Annotated in this window: 14 protein-coding genes; all 14 read right to left on the minus strand. The window is 66.6% G+C overall.

All coding sequences use genetic code 11. The features are described from left to right. Positions 1–131 precede the first annotated feature (131 nt). A complete protein-coding gene (locus FDZ84_RS37375) occupies positions 132–1184 on the minus strand; it encodes a type III polyketide synthase (protein ID WP_168589682.1) in 1053 nt (350 codons plus the stop codon). A 2-nt stretch (positions 1185–1186) separates the two neighbouring features. Further along, entirely contained in the window at positions 1187–2182 is a 996-nt protein-coding gene (locus FDZ84_RS37380) for a methyltransferase (RefSeq protein WP_168589683.1), read from the minus strand. Positions 2183–3066: 884 nt separating this feature from the next. After that, positions 3067–6489: a right-handed parallel beta-helix repeat-containing protein gene (locus tag FDZ84_RS37385; protein WP_168589684.1), complete on the minus strand. Its 3423-nt coding sequence runs from the start codon at positions 6487–6489 to the stop codon at positions 3067–3069. Beyond that, on the minus strand, positions 6474–7481 hold the full coding sequence (locus FDZ84_RS37390; RefSeq protein WP_168589685.1) for a hypothetical protein: 1008 nt from the start codon (positions 7479–7481) through the stop codon (positions 6474–6476). The genes FDZ84_RS37385 and FDZ84_RS37390 overlap by 16 nt, the downstream gene beginning before the upstream one ends. Further along, positions 7478–11032, minus strand: a complete 3555-nt coding sequence (locus FDZ84_RS37395; protein WP_168589686.1) for a hypothetical protein — start codon at positions 11030–11032, stop codon at positions 7478–7480. Before FDZ84_RS37395 ends, FDZ84_RS37390 begins: the two co-directional genes overlap by 4 nt. An 873-nt stretch (positions 11033–11905) precedes the next feature. Further along, positions 11906–12475, minus strand: coding sequence for a hypothetical protein (locus tag FDZ84_RS37400; protein WP_168589687.1), 570 nt, complete (start codon positions 12473–12475; stop codon positions 11906–11908). A gap of 727 nt (positions 12476–13202) precedes the next feature. Continuing rightward, complete coding sequence (locus tag FDZ84_RS37405; protein WP_168589688.1) at positions 13203–14477, minus strand: YrhB domain-containing protein; 1275 nt, start codon at positions 14475–14477, stop codon at positions 13203–13205. 72 nt (positions 14478–14549) lie between these two features. Further along, positions 14550–15086, minus strand: coding sequence for a hypothetical protein (locus tag FDZ84_RS41455; RefSeq protein ID WP_168590641.1), 537 nt, complete (start codon positions 15084–15086; stop codon positions 14550–14552). 473 nt (positions 15087–15559) lie between these two features. Then, positions 15560–17731 carry a hypothetical protein gene (locus FDZ84_RS39830; RefSeq protein ID WP_246868694.1) on the minus strand — a complete coding sequence of 724 codons (2172 nt, stop codon included), beginning with the start codon at positions 17729–17731 and terminating at the stop codon, positions 15560–15562. Then, complete coding sequence (locus FDZ84_RS39835; protein WP_246869297.1) at positions 17728–21447, minus strand: hypothetical protein; 3720 nt, start codon at positions 21445–21447, stop codon at positions 17728–17730. Before FDZ84_RS39835 ends, FDZ84_RS39830 begins: the two co-directional genes overlap by 4 nt. Continuing rightward, complete coding sequence (locus FDZ84_RS40420; RefSeq protein ID WP_305852026.1) at positions 21414–23570, minus strand: hypothetical protein; 2157 nt, start codon at positions 23568–23570, stop codon at positions 21414–21416. Before FDZ84_RS40420 ends, FDZ84_RS39835 begins: the two co-directional genes overlap by 34 nt. Before the next feature lie 171 nt (positions 23571–23741). Continuing rightward, positions 23742–24851, minus strand: coding sequence for a hypothetical protein (locus tag FDZ84_RS39845; protein ID WP_246868695.1), 1110 nt, complete (start codon positions 24849–24851; stop codon positions 23742–23744). Then, positions 24788–25156 carry a hypothetical protein gene (locus FDZ84_RS37480; RefSeq protein WP_168584151.1) on the minus strand — a complete coding sequence of 123 codons (369 nt, stop codon included), beginning with the start codon at positions 25154–25156 and terminating at the stop codon, positions 24788–24790. Before FDZ84_RS37480 ends, FDZ84_RS39845 begins: the two co-directional genes overlap by 64 nt. Before the next feature lie 26 nt (positions 25157–25182). After that, positions 25183–25539: a hypothetical protein gene (locus FDZ84_RS39850; RefSeq protein WP_246868696.1), complete on the minus strand. Its 357-nt coding sequence runs from the start codon at positions 25537–25539 to the stop codon at positions 25183–25185. Positions 25540–25709 lie beyond the last annotated feature (170 nt).

Here is a 25709-nt window from a genome sequence, read left to right on the forward strand (position 1 = left end):
AAACGCCGGTGCTCCAGAACCGGTTCAACTGGAAACGTGCCTCGATGGCCGCTGCCCCGCCGCTGCCCTGTGCAACGACTGCGCGTTGTTCTCGATCGCTACCAGGAGGTACCGAGTGGTGGCGGGGCTTCTCAATTCCACGAAGCGCGGATGGCGACGGTAGTGACGCCCGGTCCGAAGCCGACAAGCAGCCCAGTTGCCCCTGGGTGCGAGCTCGCTTGGTGCCAAGTTCGGGCGAGGACGTCCAGGACGGCGACACTGGCGGTATTGCCGAGTTCGCGAAGACTGGCACGGGAAAGGGCGAACAGTTCCTCGGAACAGCCGAGTCCGTCCCTGAGCGCGTCCATAATCTTGGGGCCGCCGGTGTGGGAGACGAGGAACTGCGGGGCCCATTGCGGCTCGGGGCTGTTCGTTCGGAGCCACGCCGCCAGATGCGGCACGGTTTTGATTATGCAGTCAGTGACGGATGGCAGGGTGTCGAAGTGAAAGCCCGCCTCGTCGACGCGGTAGACCATGTCGTCGAGGGAAGCCGGTAGAAGGTACTCCCAGGCGGCACCTAGGCGTAGGCCGCTGCGGGTGTCGTCGGCCGAGACCACAGTGGCCGCGCACGCATCCCCGAACAAAGCGCCGGAGACGAGGCTGGAAATGGTGAGGTCGTCCGCTTGGTAGGACAGGGAAGGGAGTTCCACCGCAACAACCAGGACGTGGGTTGCGTCAGGGTGAGCCGCGAGGTCCTGAGCGGCCCGGGCGAGCGCGTAGGCACCGCCAGCACAGCCCATCTGGGCGATGGGCGTGCGGCGTACGGTGGGGCGCAGTCCGAGTGTGTTGACCAGATGTGCGTCCACGCCAGGTAGGGAGTGACCGGTGCAGTTGGCAACCACCAGCGCATCAATGTCGTTTGCGGTGCAGTTGGCTGCTTCCAGGGCGTCGAGGGCGGTGTTTGTGGCCAGTCCGACGGCGTGTTCGAGGTGAAGACGATTGCGTTTGCTCAGGCCCGTGTGCGCGACGATCTGGTCCAGCGGGATGACGGCGCGCCGGGACCGCACGGTGGTGTTTTCCAGCACTCGTCGGATGGCGGCGATTTTCGGGTTGCCCCGCAGGCGGCGTGTCAAATGGTCCAGGACTTCATTTTGGTCCAGCACATGGGGCGGTAGCCCCACGACTGGGCGAGAGACGATGGGCACTGCTACCCTTTCACGGCCACGATGGCGGCGTTCGCGCCGGCCGCAGCCAGCGGGACGATGCGGGGCTGTTCGAACCCGGCTTCGAGGAGCCACGTTGTGTACTCGGTCTCCGAGTAATTTTTGCCCCCCTCGGTCTCGATGAGCATGTTCATCCCCATCAGGGCGGCGGCTGGAGGGCCGGTGCGCTCAGGGTTCAGCACCAGTTCGCACACGACAACTGCGCCGCCCGGCGGAAGCGCCGCGTAGCACTTGGCCAGGAGCTGACGATTGCTCGCCTCGTCCCAGTCGTGGAGGATCATGCTCAGCAGGATGACGTCGTAGCCACTGGGCAGCGGCTGGTCGTCGAGGAAGTCGCCGGCGGTCGTGTCGAGCACGTTGCCCAGGCCCGATTCCGCGATCTTGTCCTCGGCGAGGTCGCACACGTGTGAAAGATCGAATACGGTGGCCGATAGGTGCGGGTAGCGGCGGCACAGCTCGATCGGAAACGCTCCCTGCCCGCCCCCGACGTCCAGCAGCCTGTTGTGCGCGGCGAAGTCGTAGGAGTCGCCCAGTGCTCGGGCGGTGAACGTGGAGATGGAATACATGGCCTCCCAGAACAGGGCCATCATCACCGGATCTTCGGCCGCGAACGGCGAATCCTGGGTCTCCGGGTCCCAAGTGGCGGGTCGGTTCGTGCGCAGCGCTTGAACCACCCGGTGCCAGGCGGGGTACTCGCGCTGATCGCAGAACCGGACGAAGCCGCCGAAGTAGTAAGGACGGCCCACCACGAGGAACTCCTCCGCGACCGGCGCGTTGCGGTATTCGTTCCCGGTCTTCTCCAACAATCCCAGGGACGCACACGCGGCCAGCAGCAGATCAGTGGGCCGATCGGGCATTCCGAGGGCCTCGGACGCTGCTTCGACCGTGGCCGAGCCGAGGTTGGAGAGCTTGGTGAACAGCTCCAGCTCGACGGCGGCGGCGAAGCTCTTGAAACTCCAGAACCCAGTAGTTAACTGCATCAACGACGCCGGAGTCAACTCGGGAGATTGTTCAACCTGACCCTGGACCTTGATTCGAGGGTGCGGTAGCGGGCGTAAGTCTTCCAACGAGGCGGTTGATTCCACTACGTCAGCCACGGTCGTTCTCCTCTTCTCCGGCGCGTATCTGCACGTTCCCGCCCGCGGCGCGGTGTCCGAGACCTGGGAGAAAACGATCTCCACTGTGGATTCCGCCGTTGATCTAGATGATTTTCCGGCACGCTCGGGGCGGTTGCGGTGAAAAGCTATGCGGCGGACTCAAGGAGAAGAAGGGGGGATCTCTCGGTCTACCCGAAAGTGCCTTCGGGGGTTGCCTGAATGTCTCGTTGCCAGCGAAAGGATCTCCTCTACTGCTGTAGCCTAGCGAGCCCCGGCCAGCCGGACGAGTCCGCCGTCAGTGGTCCCGGTGGGGCCGAAACGCAGGTAGAAGGCCAGCCAGATCGCTGGCGTCAGTGCGACTGCGGCGGATGAACACCCACCGTCGCAGGTCGCTGGGGTGATCCGGATGCTGGGGGGCAGAGTCGCGGAAGCCCAGCCTTATAGAGACGTTCACCGTTGGTTTCCCTGGCCTTCGGCACATTTTTTCCACGCCTGCGCAGGAAGTTCCGTTGCCAGTGCGCTGACCCGGGTAGTCCGGTCCCGGCCGGCACCGGCTGATTCCGGGGCACGGCTACGACGTAGCCGTGCGCCGGGATTGCAGCCAGGTGCGGAACTTCTAGTCCTGCCCGTAGGCCGCGTCGGCGGTTACCCAGCGGGCGGGCCCCCGGCTCCCAGTGCCCGAGCCACCGGCCACCTACACCGCAAGGTCCTCGCCGACCAGAAGATCAACAGTTACCCAGCAGAGATCACCAAGTGCGGCTGGAACATCAGGTGCCGACGATCTCGGCCAGGCCTGGGATGTCTTCCGGGAGCAGGACGCAGAGATCCTCCAGCGTCGGAGACGCCGTCAGACGCAGGCGTTTCGCGTGGCGGGTCACCGCTTCGTCCATGACCTGGCGGGCATAGCGGCCATTGCCGAACGACGTGCCCCGTGGCACAGCGACGAAGTGTGCACGCAGCGCCGCCACCGTCGGCCCGGTGCACTCGTAGCCGGCCGACGCCGCGTGCTGAGTGACGATGGTGACCAGTTCGTCGTTGGTGTAGTCGGCGAACCGGACCCGATGGGAGAACCGCGAGGACAGTCCCGGGTTGGCGGCCAGGAAATCCTCCATCTGCTCCTCGTAGCCGGCCGCCACCACCACGACTTCGTCGCGGTGGTCCTCCATCAGCTTCACCAGGGTGTCGATGGCCTCGCGACCGAAGTCGTTCCCGGAGCCGCGCTGCGACGACAACGTGTACGCCTCGTCGATGAACAGCACGCCACCGCGGGCCCGCTCGAATGCGTCCGTCGTGCGCTGCGCGGTGTGGCCGACGTACTCGCCTACCAGGTTGGCCCGGCCAACCTCGATCACCTGGCCGCGCTGCAGAACCCCGAGCGAGGCGAGAATCTCGCCGTAGAGCCGGGCCACGGTCGTCTTACCGGTACCGGGCGGCCCGCCGAAGATCAGGTGCCTGCTCAGCGACGGCACCGGGAGTCCGGCGGCTTGCCGCTGCCGGGCCGAAGCCAGCAGATCGACCATGTTGCTGACCTCGGACTTCACCTCGGCCAGTCCGACCATCTGCTGCAGCTTGTTGAGCAGTGCGTCGACCTTCTCGGTGTCGGCGGCCGCCGCGCCCGCACCGATTCCGCTGCCGGGCAGCGGCCCGATGTCCTCGGGCAGCAGGCGGGTCATTTCGACCGCGTTGGCATCCGGGACATCGGCCAGGCGGTAGGCCTGTCGCCCGATCATTTCCTCGAACACCTTCCGGGCGGTGCGACCGTTGCCGAAAGCCTCGTCGCGCGGCAGCTTCTCGAAGTAGTTCAGCGCCGCTTCGCGGGTTTCGAACTCCAGCCGGAAGTCGTTTGCCCGGCACAGGCCTTCCACGATCGTGACCAGGTCCGCCGAGGAGTAGTCAGCGAACTCGATCGTGCGGGAGAACCGAGAGCCGAGGCCCGGGTTGGACGCCAGGAACTTCCGCATTTCCACGGTGTATCCGGCCACGATCACCACGACGTCGTCGCGGTGGTCCTCCATCAGCTTGACCAACGTGTCGATCGCTTCGCGACCGAAGTCCGCGCCGCCCCCGCTGCCCGCCGACAGCGCGTACGCCTCGTCGATGAACAGCACGCCGCCCAAGGCTTTCTCGAAGCACTCGGTGGTTTTCAGGGCCGTTCCGCCGACGATGCTGGCGACCAGATCGGCGCGGCCCACCTCGACGAGCTGCCCGGTCCGCAGCACACCCAACTCTGCGAGGATCTTGCCATATAGCCGTGCCACCGTGGTCTTACCGGTACCGGGCGCGCCGGTGAACACGAGGTGCCGGCTCATCGGAGGCATCGGGAGGCCGACAGCGGCCCGCCGTTCAGCCATCTGCTCCAGCCGGGTCAGGATCTCCACTTCCCGCTTGACGTCTGCCAGGCCCACGAGCGAGTTCAGTTCGTCGAGCAGTCCGCCCAGCGGCCCTTCGAACTTGCGAGACGCGGACTCCGGCTTTCCCTCCTGATCGGCGGTTTTGCCCAGCGTCTTGGTCGAGCGGGTGCTCCCGGACTGCTTCAGCTGCTCGGACAACCGCGAGTCGCCGCCACCGGTCGTGTCGCTTTGCGGGTCTTTGTTCCGCTTGCTCTCGATACCGTTGAGCTGCAGGTTGTCCCGACGCACCGAGATGCGCAGGCCGGCACCACCGTTTGATTCGAACAGACATTCCCGAATGTTGATCGGCTCGGTGGACGCGACCACGACGCCGTCGCCACCGTTGCCGGACGCCTCGCACTGCGACATGCTGCCGGTGGTACCGGCCGCCCATTCGATACCGGACCCTTCCGACGCGGCGGCCCGGGTCTGGGTCAGTTCCACCGACGACCCGCTGGAAATCAGCATGCCCTGCTGGCCGGCCCCGGACAGGTCACATCCATGCAGCGTCGCCTCACTGTCGGCGACCAGGATGTTGACCTCGGTGCTGCCCGACACCGTGACGCCGCGCAAGTCGAGATGCCCGCCATCGGAGGCCCGCACACCCACTGCCTCGGAGCCCGTGACCGCCAGGTCCTCGGCCGACAGGCGACCGCGCTCTGTAGCCAGAACTCCGTCCGCGGCCGATGCCTCGATCACCGCACCGAACAGCCGCGCTGACGCACCACCGCGGACCTCGATGCCGCAGCCACCGGATGACACGATTTGAATGTCCGAAAAGGACGGTTTAGCGGAATCGCTAACCAGGATCCCCGTCGCCCCACTGCCTTCGACACGCAGTTCGTTGAACTCCGTGTGCGACTCGCCGACGAACACGCCGACGTCATTGGAACCGCTGACCTCGCACTCGGTGAATGCACCGGCCGACCCGTCCAGCACGTGGATGCCATATCCGACCGGGCGCCTGACCTGGACGCGACGCATCTCCGGCGCGGCCTGCTGCATGAGCACGATGCCCTGTGCCGCCGCGTCGTCGATCGAACAGTCCTCCAGCAGCGGCGTGGCACCGGAAGCCACCAGCACGCCGACACCGTCGGTCTCCACGATGGAGGTTCCAGTGACCTGCAGGGTGCTGCCGCTTTCGATGACGACCGCGGGGTTGCCGGCCCGCACGATGCGGCAGTCCCGCACCGTGCCGCGCGACCGCTCGGCCGCCAGCACAGCACTTCCGTTCACGTCGGTGATCGTGCAGTCCAGGAGTAGCGGGGTGGCAGCAGTGCGGAACACGACAGCGGCGTTCTTCATCTCACGCCACGCGCATTTGTCGAAACTGCCCCCGCCCCTTTCCACGACGATCAGCCCGGCACCCCCGGGGTTGACGAAAGTGCAGGCGTGCGCGAGCACCTCCGCCTGGCCCCGCACAAACACCGCAGCGGCCGACTCGGCCTCCACAGTGCACTCGTCCAACCGGAGACGACCGGACGGCACGTCGATCGCCGACGTTTCAGTACCGCTGTGCACGACGACGATGCCGGAGAGCGCGGCCGATTCGGCGGTCATCTGGACCGCCGGGTCCACACTGGACTCGATGCGGACGGCTCCTGCGGGCCCGGCGGCCGACAGCGTCACGTCGCGGTGCAGGACCACCGATTCCCGATAGGTGCCGGGCTGGATGGAAATGACGTCGCCAGCCCGGGCTGCCGCCACGGCGTCACCGATGGTGCGGTAGCAGTCAGGTCCGGTGGCGGAGACGGTCAGCATCGATCTCGTGCTGCCACCGTTGATCAGCTTGCCTGCCACATCGACTCCTGGGGTGCGGGCGCGAACAGTTCGGCGAGGACGTGGTGGTAGGTGAGATGGCTGAGCACCGAAGGCGGGGTCGTCGACGTCAACGCGTGGTCGACCAGGTCGGGCTCCGGGGACAGCTGGTAACGCTCCAGGTAGTAGATCACAGAGTCGCTCCAGATCCAGGTGCCGTCGGAACGGAAACTGACCGGCACCGGGGCAGCTTGGCCGGGTTCCATCACGTCGTCCATCCGTGCCTCGCTGCTCAGCACGGTCTCTCCGGCCCGTAAGAAGGAGAGGGCCCGTGCCGCGTCAGCATCCGGTAGCCGCGGGTGGTCGGGCTTGAAGTACGGTCCCCGCGCCGGGTCCGCGCCGTCGAATGTGCGCGCGAGACGGAGGCGGGGTGGAGGCACCGCCGTCCACACCAGCTCAGCCTTCTCCAGCGCGGCTTCGTGGTAGGGAGTGAGTTCCGTGCCTTCGGTGAACAGCTCGATCCTGGGCTCGACACCCGATTCCACCAGGCTGTGCTGCGCTTCGGCGGCGAGCTCGACCACGTCGGAGCTCGGCTCCACTTCTCCCAGGTAGAGCCGCACTTCGCTGTCTTCGGATCGCCGAACGACACGCCACAGCCCGAGCAGCCCGCCAACCCGGCTCGCGGCCTCGACGACGATCGCGTCCTGCTGATCCATCCCGTCCTGGTCGCTGGGAGGTGTGCTGAACTCGGCGACCGGCAGTGGCAACTCGGCCAGGAGGGCCGCTTTTTCCAGCTCCGCAGTGCGCACACCGTGCTGGGCGGCCAAGGTTTGGATCAGCTCCATCTCGTGTTGGACCAGCGCCAGCCCTCTTGTCGTGACAGCGGTGACGAGAAGCGCGACCACCTGGTCTTCCTCGCCGTCGGCCAGACAGGTTCGCATGATGGCCAGGCCGTCATCTGGCACCCGGCCCGCGAAGCACAACACGAGTTCGTAGAGATCCTTGCGCTCCACCACGGATGTTGCGTCGGTCACGACGCGCTCCATGCGCCCACTGCCACGGGAGTCCTGGGCATGCCCGGCAACGCGGCGAACCTGGCCTCTTCTTCGGCATCCGGTTCAGCTTCTCGAACGCCGTCACGCGCGGCGGCTGCGGCCTCGAGCTTCTTCCGGATGCGGCTGGCGCGACGCTCGCCGCTTTCGCTGGTGGGGTCCCAGCCAGGAGTCACTTCGGCCAGCAACACCCGAGGCTTGGCGGCCGTGCGGTCGACGTCCACCACCTGAAACACCGTGCCAGGCAGGAACACGACGTCGGTTTGACGCGCCCCTTCGACCAGGCCCGCCAGGCGACGGGACGTGATCGACCAGATGAGCACTTCCACGGCGCCCGGCACGGCCACGGCCGGATCGGCCCTCGCCACCATCGGGGCGGGCTCCAGCAGTTCGGCTCCCACCACGTAGTCATCGACCGCGGCGGCGTCGGATGGGCCACCTCGGACCACGACTCCCTGCAGCGACGGCAACCTCCGCAGGCCGCCGGCCAGGCAGTGCAGGTAGGACCGCTCGATCTGGCCGCCGCCGGATCGGATCGCCTCCACCACTTCGGTCTGCTCGGACGAGGCGAAAATCTGGGCGGCGGCCAACTCCGTCGTCAGGGCTTCAGTGGTTCCGCCTCCCGCGCGCATGCCAGGACGCTCGGCGAGCATCCGTGTCACCATCTGCGTCGCCGCGTCGAACCGCCAGCCGAGTGAAGCCCGGAATTTCCTGCGCTCCTCGTCGGTGCTGACGTGGTCGGCCAGCAGCAGCGGGGTGGCCGCTGGCGCGGGTTCCGGCGCGGCGTCCTGCTCCACGGGTTCCGGTGACGGGTCATGCTCCGCGGGCTCCGGTGACGGGGCCTGCTCCGCGGGTTCCGCAGCGGCCTCCGGCTCCGCGGTTTCCGGTGACGGGTCTTGCTCCGCAGGTACCGCAGCGGCCTCCGGCTCCGCGGGTCCCGGCGCGGGTGCCGGTGACGGGTCCGGCTGGGACGACAGGTCCGTCTCGGGCTGCACGTCCGACGCCGACGAAAGGTCCGGTACGGGAGACGCCTCCGGCACAGATGACAGGTCTGGTATGGGTGTTGCGTTCTTCTGGTCTGAAACCGGTTGGGCGGCTTGGGCAGCAGCACCGCTCTTGGTCGGGGCGGCAGCGGCACTTTCCGGCGCGACCGGCGGCATCGGTTCCTGCGGCGCAACGGGCGCCGCCCATGCTTCCGTCGTGGGCAGCGGCGGCTCGACCGCTGCCGATCCGGCTGCCGATGCCGCACGGACCGAAGGCGCTATCGGCAGGACCAACGTCGGCCCATCATCAAAGTCCCTGAGAGCGTGCATCTCAGGGGCTATGTACCGTCCCAGACGCGGCTCAGTCCGACCGGTATCCGCCGGCGATCCGCCCGCTGCATTCGCGGAAACCGGTGCCTGCGAATCCTGCTGCGCGTCATGATCGGGGCGCGCAACGGGCGGGATCGCGAAAGTGGAGCTTGAAAGCGCCAGCCCGGACACCGACGGGGCGGGAGGCAGGCTGGCTGGCGGGACAGGCGAGTCGTCGGCCGGTGAGAACCGCGAGCTTTCGGCCGGCAGCGGTGATTCTGATGTTACGGGGTCCGGCGTGCCAGATCCGGATCGGCGCCGCCGCTGCCAGCTCGTTCCGACCGGTCGTATCCGACCACGATGGTCGACTGTGACCGGTGCCGGATCGCGGTGCGCAGGCGGCTGGGGGGAACGAACATCGCGGGCACCGCCCGCTGTAGGCCTGCCCCGAGTCGGGACCGCAGCATCGGGACCGCCGCCCACCGCTTTGGGCCGGCCAACGGCAGGCGAGCCCTGCGGCAACGGGGATGTGCTCCGTTGCGCTTCGGGCTCCGCGGTGGCCGGCAGCTCCGGGCCACTCGGCACCTGATGATCGGCGGGTCGGTCGGTCTTTGCCGGGCTGAGCTGGTCGAGCCGAATCGTTGCAGCAGCAGCCTCCGGCGGCACAGCAGCTTTCTGCGGCGCAGCAGCCTCCGGCGGCGCACCAGCCTCCGGCGGCACAGCAGCCTCCGGCGGCACAGCAGCTTTCTGCGGCAGAGCAGCCTCCGGCGGCGCAGCAGCTTTCTGTGGCGCACCAGTCTCCGGCGGCGCAGCAGCATTCTGCGGCGCACCAGTCTCCGGCGGCGCAGCAGCATTCTGCGGCGCAGCAGCTTTCTCCGGCGCAGCAGCATTCTGCGGCGCACCAGCTTTCTGCGGTGCACCAGCCTTCTCTGACGTGGCCCGATGAGGTTTCGGACCGGCCGGAGTCAGCACGTGCATGGGGACCCGCAGTGCCCCACCCAGCCCCACGAGGGAACCCGGGTGGACCCAATGCGACGCCACTAGACGCAGCCGCTGCTGGGCGTCTTCCGGCAGGGAGCGGGCGAACTTCTCGATCGCAGCGAGGGCCCGGGCAGGCACCTCATCGGAGGCCCTGGTGACCGCGGTGACTATCAGGTTCACGTGATCGGGATCTACCGGCAACCGAGTGGCGACGGCTTCCGGTGTGGCAGTGGCCGGTCGCACCAGAAAACCGCATGGGATCAGGTCAACCAGCCAGCCCTCGGTGAGCCAGTACCGACCGGGTCCGGCACCGTGCAGTCCCGGTGCCGGGGCCACTCCGCTGCACGGTGTCGGAGCACCATGCGGCAGGTACATGCTTTCGTGCAGGAACGGCCGCCACGTCGGGTAGCCGGCCCGGTTAATCGCGACCATGCCTCGAGCACCGGCCTCGGCGTAATACGGCATGCCATGGCTCGCGCGCACCGGGACACCCAGGTAAGCGGCGAGCTGCTGCGCGAACGGCACCGGTCCCACCGGCTCGGGTCCGTAGACGGTGAGCACGAAGTTGTGCCGGACCGAAACCGGCAAGGATTCTACGATTCTCGCGACGTCCGCCACGTCCGGTACTTTTTCGCCCGGTGCTCCAACCACGATGCGGAGCCGGTCATCCGGTGGCACGCCGAAGCCGCTGTCGAACAGCGGGGCCGGGCGGGTGTTCGCGGTCCGCACCCACAGGCCGGCCGGGATCGCCACCACACTCGTCCGGTCGGTGGTCTGCGCCGCGAAGTCCTCGGGCAACTCGGATTCCCACGGCGGTGCGGGAAATCGGGGCCCGTCGCGCTTGGTCATTCGCCCGCGCCTGAAGCGCACCCACCCGGCGCCGGGCCCCGCCGAGAAAAGCTCGCCGCCGCGCAGGATGACCAGTTCACCGTCGGGTGCGATCACCTCGACACCCAACTGCCGGGCCAGTCTCGCCGCGAGCGGCGGCGTTCCATCCGGGTTGGCACGACCGGAACCACTCGCCACCAGCCGCACGTTGTCCCGGCGACGGCCGCGGCCACGCGACAGCGCGCCGCTGAGGTCGGTCAGCACCTCGGAATCGTGTGCGTGCAGCGCCGCGTACCCCATCTGGTCCACGACGACTGCCTTGCGGTGATCCTCGGCGGCCACCTTGTCCGCGAACGCCAAGCGAGGGTCCCGGGCCCCGCCGGCGCGAACGAGCACCGACGCACCAGCCCGTTCAACCACGATCGCAGCCATCCGCAACACACCTCCGCGCTAACACCGTCACCTTGTGCACGAACCACAACGTGCGTAGGGTTCACCCAAGTTGGGCTCTTCCATACTGCCCTCGCAGTGTTGCCACGTCACGACACAAAAGTCCTCGACCGAAGAGCCTTTCGGGAAGATCGGGTCGAACAGGCAGATATTTCTACCCATTGCTGCCTTTCGCTTCCGAATCCGCTGCGCTGCCGCTAGGTAGCTTTTCGGAGTTCTTGCCTTCGGCTTAACCATCGGGCCATGAGCCTTTTGGGATGTTATTGACCGAGAACTCAAGGAGTGGTTCTCGTTGGTGTGGCGTGATCGCCGGTGTGCGGCACCGCGAGGTTGTCGCATCAGGCGCAGGAGGACCTGCGGCGCAGAGTGGTCGCGACGGTTCGGGGGATGACGCAGGCTGAGACGGCGTCAGCAGCCGCGCCGAACACGGCCGCGACGTCCGTGACGAGCGACGCCGCGGCTTTCGCCCCGCCTGTGACGACCTCTCGCAGGGAGGCCAGGCCGCGAGTCGGCCCAGCCCTTTGCGCCGCTCAGCACCGTGTCGTGGGTGTGTATGGCGATCTTGGAGGGGCTCTGCCTGGCGTCCTCGATATCCGGCAGCGAGCATCTCCAGTTCTTCACGTGCGCGATGCATCGCTCGACGGCCGATCGAACCTGTGAAATGGTCTCGTTGTTGTGCTTCGTCGCCAGGGGAGAGTTCCGTTCCCCGTCGTTGAGGTTCTTGCGCTGTGGAATGACATTGGTTTCCAGGCCGGACACCGTCAGCAATCACTGATGTGTCGGCCGTAGCGTCTTCCCAGCCGTATTTGGCAAACGCTCTGCGGTGGTATGTGCCGATGGTCTCCATTTTTGGAGTCAAGCCGACACCGAGCGCCGCATAGTTGCCCGCTTGGCCATCTCTTGCTGCCCGCCCGCACCCTGCTTCGAAGTGTCGACATCCACGGCCGCCGCGAGCTCGTGGCGAGCGCAAGGTCGACCTGTCCGGTTTAGGTCGTTTCGGGCAGTAGGTCCGGGGAGTCGTTCGGGCCTGCGGTTGCCGGCGCGGAGCGGGGTTTGGATGCCGGTGGCTCCGGCCTGGCGGTGCAGAGTGATCGCGGTGTTGCGTAGTACCGCGAGGTTCGGGGGTGCGTAGCCGGTGCGGGCCCGGTGGCGGTCTTCGTCGAAGGCGACGTCGCGCATCAGGTGAAGGCGATTTGTTGTGCCCCAATGGCCTTGAACCAGTTCTGCCGGCCCGGCGGGGCTGGCGAAGGTGGGTGGCAAGTTGGTCAGGTAGTGGACCGTTTCGATACCGGCGGTGAAGTTCTCCGGGCTGGTGAAGTTCTCCGGGCTGATGGACAGCTGGACCGTTCGGGCGGCGCCAGCGCCGTATCCGGACGGCCTGCCAGGCCCCGAGCAGGTCGGTTCGCGGGTTTTCGTCCAGAGCAAGGACCTTTCGGGCTGCGGGTCTCGGCACGCCCGTGCCCGCGGCCGCGGGCGCCCACGATTTCCATTGAAATTGCGGAGGTTGTCCACAGGCGTCGGCGTGTCGGGGTGCGACACGCCGACGTTCCGCAAGTTCCATTGAAATCGAAGATTCGATTTCAATGGAACTTGCGGATTCTCTCCGTCGAGCCGGATAAGGCCTGGTCAAACTCACCATGGCCGACCAGGGCCACGCACCGCAGGGCCAACACCCGCGCGAAGGCCCAGCCCGACGGGGTACCCGACCACGAGCGCACTCCGAGCCCGGCGGAGAAACCAGGCCGGCAGGTCCGCGGCATACTCGGGCATACTCGGGCATACTCGGCGATCTCGATAAACGTCTTCGGCCCGTCGGTCACGTTTGACCCCGCCACCTGAAAAAGCCGCCTCCCCCCTCCGGCACCATGATCGAAGAAAACATCACACCCACCCCACCCCAACGCCGCCACAGCACATGGCAGCAACGATGTATGCGGGAATCAGCCCTTGGATCCACCGACGCGGTGACGCGCAAAAACCCGATAACCGGGCGACCTCAGCCGCCCGGCTCCCGAACCACAACACGCCTCTCACAACGAGAACAACGGCTCCTTCAAGCAGCAAGGTTCACGACGCCACTCGAATCCATGAAGGCGTCGCTTTCGACGGATATACTCGCGAGTGAAAGGGGAACTGCAGCACGTATTCGTACTCACGAGTCAAAGCGCATGACACGGAACTCGAACGGTGCGGTTTCGATGAGCGGCTGCGCACGCCCATCCATCGGGTCAAACAGCCGAACACCATCGGTATCGTTCACAGCCACCAACAGGTGCCCGACGCTCTCCCGGCCCCGGGTATCCCTCCTCCGCAACCACACCAGCACCTGGGTCTGCGCGGGTAAAGAAGCGATCTCCTCCAAAACCCCGAACCAATGCTCATGAACGCTAACACCGACCACAGGTCCAAGCTGAGCCACCATAGGACCAAACCACGCAGCCTGCGCGGGCTCCGGCGGCGGCATCAACCCCGGCTTTCCGGCATTCCAGTCATCCAGCCACGTCCACGGATCACGGTTGGGCAAACCGAACGGCTCTTCACCGGCCGATTTCGGGACCACCACAGCCGCATCCAGCATCTGGTCACGCCAGTCGCCACTGTCCTGGAAACTCCGGGTGGTACAGGCGAACAACCAGCCACGCTCGGTCTCATCGGCCGGATCAGGACCGACTAGCTCCACCTCCCCGTCATAGCGGTATCCCAGCCACGCCTCCGCCTTCTCAACAGCCCCGGCGAATTCGTCCGCCGCGACTTCCCACGGCAGCAGCCCGCCGACCGACTCATCTTGCCGACGGCGGAAACGCGCCACCACAAGCTCAGCCACCTCGGCGTCATTCTGCTCAGCGACAGCCCCACGTAGACCGTCGAGAAAGACCACAGCGTCATCCGCGTAGTCCGCATACAGCAGGTGACCGGCCAGTTCACGCCCACCGAGCTGACGACGCAACCACACCACGGCCCGAGTCCCCACACCCCCGTCCACAATGGCCCTGCTCGCATCCGCCCACGTCGAGCAGATCAACACCTCGGCATCGGGGAAATACGCCGCCAGCATCCGATCCCACCAGCCCGGCGTCTCACCGGCCGGATCCCACGGCAGCGCCGAGGCAGGCCAGCAATTCACCGCAGCATCGGTCGCGATCACACAGTTACGCGCGTTGACCCGCCAACGCCACGCCCCCGGCTCACGCCGTGACACATTGAGAGCCTCATCCAGCGGACCGGCATTAGACGCGGGAAACGGATCCGCCCCATCCAGAGGAACGCAGATCGTCGCCGCCAACATCGGCTCATCAGACTCCACATAGCGGCAACCGAAGAACGCCACCCGCTCCGTCGAGAGGATCGCCTCCTCATCCCTCAACACCACACGCTGCCCATAGGTGTCGTGCAACCAGGTGCGCGCCCGCTCCGCGACCTCGTTCATGCCGCTCCACCCCTCACTCGCAAAACTATCTCCAGCGCAGTATGAGTCCACCACACCCAGCCTCCAAACCCCTTACCCGAACGTCAGGCACAACCTGCCCGTCCGGACTACTGTCTTTCCGATGGTGTACGTGAGAGACGCCTGTCCGTAAAGCCTCCGATGCCCGACCGGTGACCAACTCCGCACAACGCGAAATAGCTGGTGTATGACCAGCACATATGGCGTGTTCCTCGACCTGGACGTCGACACGGGCGAGCCCCATGCCGCGGGCCTGGCCCCGACCGGAAAGTGCCTGCACGATGTGCCCCTGCCCACCACCTGGTCTCGGACGGTCAGCGCGATGATCGCCGTCTCGACCACACCCGCCGCGCCGAGCGTATGTCCCAATTGCGGCTTCGAACTGGAAAAGGGCGGCGCGGAAGCTCCGAACACTGCGCCCATCACGGCCAGTTCGGCGGTGTCGTTCGCGGGGGTGCCCGTACCGTGGCCGTTGACGTAATCCACGTCCTCAGGACACACCCCCGCGTCCTCCAGCGCCATGGTCATCGCCCGTGCCAGGCCTTCTCCGTTCGGCGGCGGCGAGGTTACGTGGAATGCGTCTGAACTCAGGCCATACGTTCACATACGCGATCACTCCGTCTTGCGGATCGGCCTCGAGGAGCAGGACCGCGATGCCTTCCCCCAGGTTGATCCCGCTGCTGCCCTGGTACCGCCGAGACGGTGCGGCTTCCAGCTCCGGAAGGCCGCCATCCTCGTCACCGTCAGCGTCTCCCGATGACGAGCATGGCCCGCGCCCGACCGGCACGCAGAACATCGATCGCGCAGCAGATGGCGTTCGTGCCCGCGATGCCGCCGGTCCCGAACACCGCGCGAGGGCCAGTGGCCCCGATCACCTCGGCGACATCGTCGAGCACCGAATAGGGCTAGCCAGTCCGCCACGCCACTTCGGGGGCACCGTTGGTGCCCATGACCCGCCCATGACCACGCCGGTATCGGCTAGCAGACCGTCTTCCGAAATGGCCGCCGCGAGCGAGGCCAGATCAACCGCGCTGCCTGTTCTCGATACGTAGGCACCGTCGAATTCACCAGTCGTGCGCACGGCGCTTTCTCCTGCCTGCACACGACTCCAGGTCTGCTCGAGGTCGCGCCCGAATCCGGTGTCGAGCATGATTCGGGTAATGGCGATGGCTGGCATCACCGGCGTAGTTTCCCTGTCTCGCTGCGTTCGATGGCCGGCACGACAAGAACTTCGTGCGACACGAGGTTCCATGACTTGAGGGCGATCCGGACGGCCTTGACGACATCGGGGCCGCCTGGCCCGCCCGGTACGACGAGGACGGTAAAGTTCTCGCCGCGTACTGGGTCGTCGACCAGGACGCAGGCGACGTCCTTGCTCGGCACAGTGTCGCGAAGCCTGTGCCCGACCTCGTCGAAGTCCACCCGCACGCCATTGATCTTGCGGAGCCGGGTACGCCTGCCGTGGAAGCGGAAGTGCCGTGGGTCGACGACCTCCACGAAACCGCCGGTGGCTCACTCCTCCACAACCAGCCCACCAAACCCAGCCCCTCCCCCTCAACCCCGAACAACCCGTCGGAATCCTCCCCGTACTCATCAAGAAACGCAGCGAAATCATCGACCCCGGCAACCGGCCCAGCATCCTGAGCACCCGCAGCATCGTCCCCGGCATCCTGGTTCAGGAACGCGAGCAACTCGGTCGCGACAAACTCCTCATACGCATCCTCACCCAGCATCACCCCAGCATCCACCGCACCCTGCGGTACCCACACCCCATCCACATCCGCCACCGCCCCAGCAAGCCACGCATCCAAATCCACCTCAGCCAACCACACCTCCCGGCCGTCCCGCTCAGTCCCAGTCCACCCCCATACCCCCTCAGGCCCCACACCCCGCCCCACCACCGGGACCCCACTACCCACCCCGGTCCCCGACACCTCCCCGACCTTCTTCTTCCGCCCCCGCCCCGCCACCTTCAACCGCAGCACCGCCAACTCCGCCGCCTGCCCCTCAGTCAGCTGATCCCGCTCCTCCAACTCCTCCAACACCGCAACCCGATCAGCAGCAGCCTTTACCAACCTGCGATACTTCGCGGAAGATTCCTTCTTTTTCTGCTTCCGCTGCGCCACCTTCGGCCGGAGCGCCGCCAGCTCCGCCGCCTGCTCCTCAGTCAGCTGCTCCCGCTCCTCCAACGCCTCCAACACCGCAACCCGATCGGCAGCAGCCTTTCCCACCCGGTACCGATTCGCGTCCCTTTCCTTATGTTTCTGCCACTGCTGCGCCTTCGGCCGAAGCACCGCCAGCTCCTTCTCCTGCTCGTCAGTCAGCTGCTCCCGCTCCTCCAACTCCGCAACCCGATCGGCAGCAGCCTTTACCGCCCGGTACCAAACCGCGACCCTTTCCTTATGTTTCTGCCACCGCTGCGCCTTCGGCCGAAGCACCGCCAGCTCCGCCGCCTGCCCTTCAGTCAGCTGATCCCGCTCCTCCAACTCCTCCAACTCCGCAACCCGATCGGCAGCAGCCTTTACCGCCCGGTACCAAACCGCGACCCTTTCCTTATGTTTCTGCCACCGCTGCGCCTTCGGCCAAAGCGCCGCCAGCTCCGCCGCCTGCTCCTCAGTCAGCTGATCCCGCTCCTCCAACTCCTCCAACTCCGCAACACGATCGGCAGCAGCCTTTCCCGCCCGCTGATACTTCGCGGAAGATTCCTTCTTTTTCTGCTTCCGCTGCGCCTTCGACTGGAGCGCCGCCAGCTCCGCCGCCTGCCCCTCAGTCAGCGGCCTCGCCAACGCCTCCAACTCCGCAACCCGGGCGGCAGCAGCCTTTCCCACCCTACGATACTTCGCGGAAGATTCCTTATGTTTCTGCCACTGCTGCGCCTTCTGTTGGAGCTCCGCCAGCTCCTTCTCCTGCTCGTCAGTCAGCTGCTCCCGCTCCTCCAACTCCGTAACCCGGGCGGCAGCAGCCTTTACCGCCCGGTACCGATTCGCGTTACCTTCCTTCTGTTTCTGCCAGTGCTGCGCCTTCGGCCGAAGCGCCGCCAGCTCCTTCTCCTCATCCGGCGTCAGCGGCCCCTTCTCCTTCAACGCCTCCAACTCCACAACACGGGCGGCAGCAGCCTTTACCGCCCGGTACCGATTCGCGTTACCTTCCTTATGTTTCTGCCACTGCTGCGCCTTCGGCCGAAGCGCCGCCAGCTCCTTCTCCTCATCCGGCGTCAGCGGCCCCTTCTCCTTCAACGCCTCCAACTCCGCAACACGGGCGGCAGCAGCCTTTTTCGCCTGGTACTGCTTCGCGTCCTGTTCCTTCTTTTCCGTTTCTTCTCCGCACTCGGGTCCTCGTCCTGCGGTGCTGCCTGATCCGTCGGCGTGAGCACCTCACTCCCACCATCCCCCAGACTCCCGGAAACAGCCCCAACAACAGCGGCTGCGTCCGCCTTCCGCCGCTTGGGTGCCCGGGAACCCTCACCAGCCTCCCCCCGCGAACCCTGGGAAGCCTCCCCCCGCTCCCGCTTCGTTCCCTTCGCGCCCCTCGTGCTCTTCGTGCTCTTAGTGCCGGCTTTCTGCGCCGCAATCCGCGGGACCTCCTGCGGTACCGCCTGACCCGTTGGCGCGGACCCATCGCCCTCGCCACCTCGACTCCCGGAACCAGCCCCAGCCACGGGTTCTGGCACCTTCCGCCGCTTGAACGCCCCAGCAGAAGACCGCTCACCAGCCCCCTCCTCTCGTGTCCTCTTCGTGCCCTTGGTGCCGGCTCTCCCCGCCACCGGCCCACCGCGAGGCTGACGCTTCGGACCGGTCACCTCCGTGGGCAGCCCGGACCCCCGGCCCTCCCGCCGTAGCCCGGAACCAGCGGCCGGTCCCGCCTCCGGCAGCTCCACCACCCACACCCCGGTCGCTGCCACCACATCAGCCGACGCGTCTTCCTCCCCCTTCTGTGCATCCACCACCGCGACCACGCCCTGCCCGACATGCACAGCATTGACCGCATGCGCGCTACCATCCCGCCGCTGGAAGATCACCGGCACATCCCCACCCACCCGCACGCTCCGCACGTACCGCGCAGCCCCGGCCACACCGGCCACCCACCGGGCCTTCCCACCCAACGCCTCCACCAACCACGCCGGATCCCGATCACCAGCCGGCCCCGCCACGAACTGCCGACCCAACTCGCGAGACCGGTGGAACGCCACACAAGCCTCCAAGCAATTCACCCGGAAACGCTTATCCCCGGAGAAATAATTGGCCTGGTTCACCCCCCGCAAGAACCGGGACCAAAACCCCACCCGCTCACCCCCCACCACACCACCCCACACCCCCCGCACCCCAGCACCCGCCACCAACCCCCCACCCTCCACACGCCCCGGCAACACCTCCCCCTCCCCCTCCACCACCGGCCCACCAAAAACCAGCCCCTCCTCCCCGGCAACCCCGAACAACCCGAGCGGATCCTCCCCGTACTCATCCAGAAACGCAGCGAAATCATCGTCGCCGGCAACCGGCCCAGCATCCTGGGCACCCGCAGCATCGTCCCCGGCATCCTGGTTCAGGAACGCAAGCAACTCCGTCGCGACAAACTCCTCATACGCATCCTCACCCAGCATCACCCCAGCATCCACCGCACCCTGCGGCACCCACACCCCCTCCCCATCCGCCACCGCCCCAGCAAGCCACGCATCCAGATCAACCTCAGCCGACCACCCGTCCCGGCCGTCCCGCTCAGTCCCAGTCCACCCCGCTACCCCCTCAGACCCCACACCCTGCCCCACCACCGGGGCCCCACTACCCACCCCGGTCCCCGTCACCTCCCCGACCTTCTTCCGGCCCCGCCCCGCCACCTTCGACCGAAGCACCGCCAGCTCCCCCGCCTGCTCGTCAGTCAGCTGCTCCCGCTCCTCCAACTCCTCCAACTCCGCAACCCGATCGGCAGCAGCCTTTACCAACCTGCGATACTTCGCGGAAGATTCCTTCTTTTTCTGCTTCCGCTGCGCCACCTTCGGCCGGAGCGCCGCCAGCTCCTTCTCCTGCTCGTCAGTCAGCTGATCCCGCTCCTCCAACTCCTCCAACACCGCAACACGATCGGCAGCAGCCTTTCCCACCCGGTACCAAACCGCGACCCATTCCTTCTGTTTCTGCCACTGCTGCGCCTTCGGCCGAAGCACCGCCAGCTCCGCCGCCTGCTCCTCAGTCAGCTGCTCCCGCTCCTGCAACACCGCAACCCGATCGGCAGCAGCCTTTCCCACCCGGTACCGATTCGCAAACCATTCCTTATGTTTCTGCCACTGCTGCGCCTTCGGCTGGAGCTTCTCCAGCTCCGCCGCCTGCTCCTCAGTCAGCTGCTCCCGCTCCTCCAACTCCTCCAACACCGCAACCCGATCGGCAGCAGCCTTTACCGCCCGCTGATACTTCGCGGCAGATTCCTTATGTTTCTGCCACTGCTGCGCCTTCGGCTGGAGCTTCTCCAGCTCCGCCGCCTGCTCCTCAGTCAGCTGCTCCCGCTCCTCCAACTCCTCCAACACCGCAACCCGATCGGCAGCAGCCTTTCCCACCCGCTGATACTTCGCGGCAGATTCCTTATGTTTCTGCCACTGCTGCGCCTTCGGCTGGAGCTTCTCCAGCTCCGCCGCCTGCCCCTCAGTCAGCGGCCTCGCCAACGCCTCCAACTCCGCAACCCGATCGGCAGCAACCTTTCCCAACCTGCGATACTTCGCGTCATATTCCTTCTTTTTCTGCTTCCGCTGCGCCTTCCGCTGCGCCTTCGGCTGGAGCGCCGCCAGCTCCGCCGCCTGCTCCTCAGTCAGCTGCTCCCGCTCCTCCAACTCCTCCAACACCGCAACCCGATCGGCAGCAGCCTTTACCACCCTGCGATACTTCGCGGCAGATTCCTTCTTTTTCTGCTTCCGCTGCGCCTTCGGTTGGAGCGCCGCCAGCTCCTTCTCCTGCTCGTCAGTCAGCTGCTCCCGCTCCTCCAACGCCTCCAACTCCGCAACCCGGGCGGCAGCAGCCTTTACCGCCCGGTACCGATTCGCCTCCACTTCCTTCTGTTTCTGCTTCTGTTGCGCCACCTTCGGCTGGAGCTTCGCCAGCTCCTTCTCCTCATCCGGCGTCAGCGGCCTCTGCGTCTTCAACGCCTCCAACTCCACAACACGGGCGGCAGCAGCTTTTCTCGCTTGGTACTGCTTCGCGTTCTTTTCCTTCTTTTTCCGTTTCTTCTCCGCACTCGGGTCCTGGTCCTGCGGTGCTGCCTGATCCCTCGGCGTGAGCACCTCACTCCCACCATCCCCCAGACTCCCGGAAACAGCCCCAGCAACGGGTTCTGGCACCTTCCGCCGCTTGAACCCCCCAGCAGAAGAACTCTCGCCAGCCTCCCCCCGGGAACCCTGGTCAGCCTCCTCTCGTGTCCTCTTCGTGCCCTTCGCTGCGGCTCCCCCCGCCACCGGCCCACCGCGGGGCTGACGCTGGGGACCGGTCACCTCCGTGGGCAGCCCGGCCCCCCGGTCCTCGCGCCGTAGCCCGGAACCAGCGGCCGGTCCCGCCTCCGGCAGCTCCACCACCCACACCCCGGTCGCTGCCACAACATCAGCCGACGCGTCTTCCTCCCCCTTCTGTGCATCCACCACCGCGACCACGCCCTGCCTGACATGCACAGCATTGACCGCATGCGCGCTACCATCCCGCCGCTGGAAGATCACCGGCACATCCCCACCCACCCGCACGCTCCGCACGTACCGCGCAGCCCCGGCCACACCGGCCACCCACCGGGCCTTCCCACCCAACGCCTCCACCAACCAAACCGGATCCCGATCACCAGCCGGCCCCGCCACGAACTGCCGACCCAACTCACGAGACTGGTGGAACGCCACACAGGCCTCCAGGCAATTCACCCGGAAACGCTTATCCCCGGAGAAATAATTGGCCTGGTTCACCCCCCGCAAGAACCGGGACCAAGACCCCACCCGCTCACCCCCCACCACACGACCCCACACCCCCGCACTCCAGCACCCGCCACCAACCCCCCACCCTCCACACGCCCCGGCAACACCTCCTCCTCCCCTTCCACCACCGGCCCACCAAAAACCAGCCCCTCCTCGCCGGCAACCCCGAACAACCCGAGCGGATCCTCCCCGTACTCATCCAGGAACGCAGCGAAATCATCGTCCCCGGCAACCGACCCAGCATCCTGGGCAGCCGCAGCCTCGTCCCCGGCATCCTGGTTCAGGAACGCAAGCAACTCGGTCGCGACAAACTCCTCATACGCATCCTCACCCAGCATCACCCCAGCATCCACCGCACCCTGCGGCACCCACACCCCATCCACATCCGCCACCGCCCCAGCAAGCCACGCATCCAAATCGACCTCAGCCGACCACCCGTCCCGGCCGTCCCGCTCAGCCCCAGTCCACCCCGATACCCCCACGGGCCCCACACCCTGCCCCACCACCGGGGCCCCACTACCCACCCCGGTCCCCGTCACCTCCCCGACCTTCTTGCGGCCCCGCCCCGCCACCTTCGACCGCAGCGCCGCCAGCTCCGCCGCCTGCTCGTCAGTCAGCTGCTCCCGCTCCTCCAACTCCTCCAACTCCGCGACCCGATCGGCAGCAGCCTTTACCACCCTGCGATACTTCGCGGAAGATTCCTTATGTTTCTGCCACCACTGCGCCTTCTGCTGGAGCGCCGCCAGCTCCTCCGCCTGCCCCGCAGTCAGCGGCCTCGGCGACTTCTCCAACTCCGCAACCCGATCGGCAGCAGCCTTTCCCACCCTGCGATACTTCGCGGAAGATTCCTTCTTTTTCTGCCACCGCTGCGCCTTCTGTTGGAGCTCCGCCAGCTCCTTCTCCTGCTCGTCAGTCAGCTGCTCCCGCCCCTCCAACCCCTCCAACTCCGCAACCCGATCGGCAGCAGCCTTTACCACCCGGTGATACTTCGCGGTATATTCCTTCTGTTTCTGCCACTGCTGCGCCTTCGGCTGGAGCTTCTCCAGCTCCGCCGCCTGCCCCTCAGTCAGCGGCCTCGCCAACGCCTCCAACTCCGCAACACGGGCGGCAGCAGCCTTTCTCGCCTGGTACCGATTCGCGTCCCGTTCCTTCTGTTTCTGCCGCTGCGCCACCTTCGGCTGGAGCTTCTCCAGCTCCGCCGCCTGCCCCTCAGTCAGCGGCCTCGCCAACGCCTCCAACTCCGCAACACGGGCGGCAGCAGCCTTTTTCGCCTGGTACTGCTTCGCGTCCTGTTCCTTCTTTTTCCGTTTCTTCTCCGCACTCGGGTCCTCGTCCTGCGGTGCTGCCTGATCCGTCGGCGTGAGCACCTCACTCCCACCATCCCCCAGACTCCCGGAAACAGCCCCAACAGCAGCGGCTGCGTCCACCTTCCGCCGCTTGGGTGCCCGGGAACCCTCACCAGCCTCCCCCCTCGAACCCTGGTCAGCCTCCCCCCGCGCCCTCTTCGTGCCCTTCGCACTCTTCGTGCGCTTCGCGCCCGTCGCACTCTTCGTGCTCTTCGTGCGCTTCGTGTGTTTCGTGCCGGCTTTCTGCGCCGCAGTCCGCGGGTCCTCCTGCTGTGCCGCCTGACCCGTTGGCGCGGACCCATCGCCCTCGCCACCTCGACTCCCGGAACCAGCCCCAGCAACGGGTTCTGGCACCTTCCGCCGCTTGACCGCCCCAGCAGAAGAACTCTCGCCAGCCTCCTCCTCTCGTGTCCTCTTCGTGCCCTTGGTGCCGGCTTCTCCCGCCACCGGCCCACCGCGAGGCTGACGCTTCGGACCGGTCACCTCCGTGGGCAGCCCGGACCCCCGGCCCTCCCGCCGTAGCCCGGAACCAGCGGCCGGTCCCGCCTCCGGCAGCTCCACCACCCACACCCCGGTCGCTGCCACCACATCAGCCGACGCGTCTTCCTCCCCCTTCTGTGCATCCGCCACCGCGACCACGCCCTGCCTGACATGCACAGCATTGACCGCATGCGCGCTACCGTCCCGCCGCTGGAAGATCACCGGCACATCCCCACCCACCCGCACGCTCCGCACGTACCGCGCAGCCCCGGCCACACCGGCCACCCACCGGGCCTTCCCACCCAGCGCCTCCACCAACCACGCCGGATCCCGATCACCAGCCGGCCCGCCACGAACTGCCGACCCAACTCACGAGACTGGTGGAACGCCACACAAGCCTCCAAGCAATTCACCCGGAAACGCTTATCCCCGGAGAAATAATTGGCCTGGTTCACCCCCCGCAAGAACCGGGACCAAGAGCCCACCCGCTCACCCCCCACCACACCACCCCACACCCCCGCACCCCAGCACCCGCCACCAACCCCCCACCCTCCACACGCCCCGGCAACACCTCCCCCTCCCCTTCCACCACCGGCCCACCAAAAACCAGCGCCTCCTCCCCCTCGACCCCGAACAACCCGAGCGGATCCTCCCCGTACTCATCCAGGAACGCAGCGAAATCATCGTCGCCGGCAACCGGCCCAGCATCCTGGCAGCCGCAGCATCGTCCCCGGCATCCTGGTTCAGGAACGCAAGCAACTCCGTCGCGACAAACTCCTCATACGCATCCTCACCCAGCATCACCCCAGCATCCACCGCACCCTGGGGCAGCCACACCCCATCCACATCCGCCACCGCCCCAGCAAGCCACGCATCCAGATCAACCTCAGCCGACCACCCGTCCCGGCCGTCCTGCTCAGCCCCAGTCCACCCCGATACCCCCACGGGCCCCACACCCTGCCCCACCACCGGGGCCCCACTACCCACCCCGGTCCCCGTCACCTCCCCGACCTTCTTCCGGCCCCGCCCCGCCACCTTCGACCGAAGCTCCGCCAGCTCCCCCGCCTGCTCGTCAGTCAGCTGCTCCCGCTCCTCCAACTCCTCCAACTCCGCAACACGATCGGCAGCAGCCTTTACCACCCGGTACCGATTCGCGAACCATTCCTTCCGTTTCTGCCACCGCTGCGCCTTCGGCCGAAGCACCGCCAACTCCGCCGCCTGCTCGTCAGTCAGCTGCTCCCGCTCCTCCAACTCCTCCAACTCCGCAACACGATCGGCAGCAGCCTTTACCACCCGGTACCGTTCCGCGTCCCCTTCCTTCCGTTTCTGCCACTGCTGCGCCTTCGGCCGAAGCACCGCCAACTCCGCCGCCTGCTCGTCAGTCAGCTGCTCCCGCTCCTCCAACTCCTCCAACTCCGCAACACGATCGGCAGCAACCTTTCCCACCCGCTTATACTTCGCGGTATATTCCTTATGTTTCTGCCACTGCTGCGCCTTCGGCCGAAGCACCGCCAACTCCGCCGCCTGCTCGTCAGTCAGCTGCTCCCGCTCCTCCAACTCCTCCAACTCCGCAACACGATCGGCAGCAACCTTTCCCACCCGCTTATACTTCGCGGTATATTCCTTATGTTCTGCCACTGCTGCGCCTTCGGCCGAAGCACCGTCAACTCCGCCGCCTGCCCCTCAGTCAGCTGCTCCCGCTCCTCCAACTCCTCCAACTCCTCCAACTCCGCAACACGATCGGCAGCAGCCTTTCCCACCCGGTACCGATTCGCGTCCCTTTCCTTATGTTTCTGCCACTGCTGCGCCTTCGGCCGAAGCGCCGCCAGCTCCTTCTCCTGCTCGTCAGTCAGCTGCTCCCGCTCCTCCAACTCCGCAACCCGATCGGCAGCAGCCTTTACCACCCGCTGATACTTCGCGGAAGATTCCTTCAGTTTCTGCCACCGCTGCGCCTTCTGCTGGAGCGCCGCCAGCTCCTCCGCCTGCCCTCAGTCAGCGGCCTCGCCAACCCCTCCAACTCCGCAACCCGATCGGCAGCTACCTTTCCCACCCGCTTATACTTCGCGGCAGATTCCTTATTTTTCTGCCACTGCTGCGCCTTCGGCTGGAGCTTCGCCAGCTCCGCCGCCTGCCCCTTAGTCAGCGGCCTCGCCAACGCCTCCAACTCCGCAACACGGGCGGCAGCAGCCTTTCTCGCCTGGTACTGCTTCGCGTTCTGTTCCTTCTGTTTCCGTTTCTTCTCCGCACTCGGGTCCTGCGGTGCTGCCTGATCCGTCGGCGTGAGCACCTCACTCCCACCATGCCCCAGGCTCCCGGAAACAGCCCCAACAGCAGCGGCTGCGTCCGCCTTCCGCCGCTTGGGTGCCCGGGAACCCTCACCAGCCTCCCCCCGCGTCCTCTTCGCGCCCCTCGCGCCCCTCGCACCCTTCGTGCCGGCTTTCTGCGCCGCAGTCCGCG

This window comes from Saccharopolyspora sp. ASAGF58 (assembly GCF_012277335.1).
GTDB classification, from domain to species: Bacteria; Actinomycetota; Actinomycetes; order Mycobacteriales; family Pseudonocardiaceae; genus Saccharopolyspora; species Saccharopolyspora hattusasensis.

Bases quoted from the DNA above. Each gene is read 5' to 3' on its own strand.
- FDZ84_RS37395 (WP_168589686.1), bottom strand. From the start codon at position 11,032: ATGGCTGCGATCGTGGTTGAACGGGCTGGTGCGTCGGTGCTCGTTCGC.
- FDZ84_RS37405 (WP_168589688.1), bottom strand. From the start codon at position 14,477: ATGAACGAGGTCGCGGAGCGGGCGCGCACCTGGTTGCACGACACCTAT.
- FDZ84_RS37380 (WP_168589683.1), bottom strand. From the start codon at position 2,182: ATGCAGTTAACTACTGGGTTCTGGAGTTTCAAGAGCTTCGCCGCCGCC.